Origin of the sequence: Mesorhizobium jarvisii (assembly GCF_003601985.1) — a bacterium.
GTDB lineage: Bacteria > Pseudomonadota > Alphaproteobacteria > Rhizobiales > Rhizobiaceae > Mesorhizobium > Mesorhizobium jarvisii.
The window spans coordinates 1-500 of the sequence record NZ_QZXA01000033.1 but is presented as its reverse complement, the minus strand read 5'-3'; the positions used below and the strand labels follow the sequence as shown (position 1 = coordinate 500).

Here is a 500-nt window from a genome sequence, read left to right as displayed (position 1 = left end):
TCTTGAAATCCTTTTCCGTCTTCAATGTTTTCATGCCGGCATCGGTGAAGAACGGCGACATCTTTGCCGGATCGTCGAGTGCAGATGTGTTGCCAGCGGCAAGAGCCGAACCGGTCATCATGGAAAGGGCAATCGCGCCCACTGTGAGCTTCTTGATATTCATTGTTTCCTCCGTCGTTGGGTCATGCAGCATGACCTTCGGAAAAAACGTGGATTACGGAACTCGGTTCCCAGCGCTCCACTAGCGCAATCCCTGCATCATGAATTTGTAGATCGTGCCGATTTCCTCGTCGATCTCTTGGGCGGAAATGCCTTGTGCTTCAGCCCCGTTTCGCATCCACAGCCATTTCGATGATCAGCAGTACGTGGTCACTGATCGGATCGTCGGATAGATGGTCCGAAATCCAAAGATAGAGAAAATCGCTCCCTCGCTTGCTCATTCCTCACGAAAATCCTGCAGCGAACCGTGCCGCAGATCCTCTTCGCCGCGCAAGTGCTTC

1 pseudogene is annotated in these 500 nt (G+C 52.6%); it reads right to left on the bottom strand.

Annotated elements, in window-relative coordinates:
* A pseudogene (locus D3242_RS33170) lies at positions 1 to 193 on the bottom strand (hypothetical protein); the annotation flags it as partial.
* Positions 194 to 500: the final 307 nt, after the last annotated feature.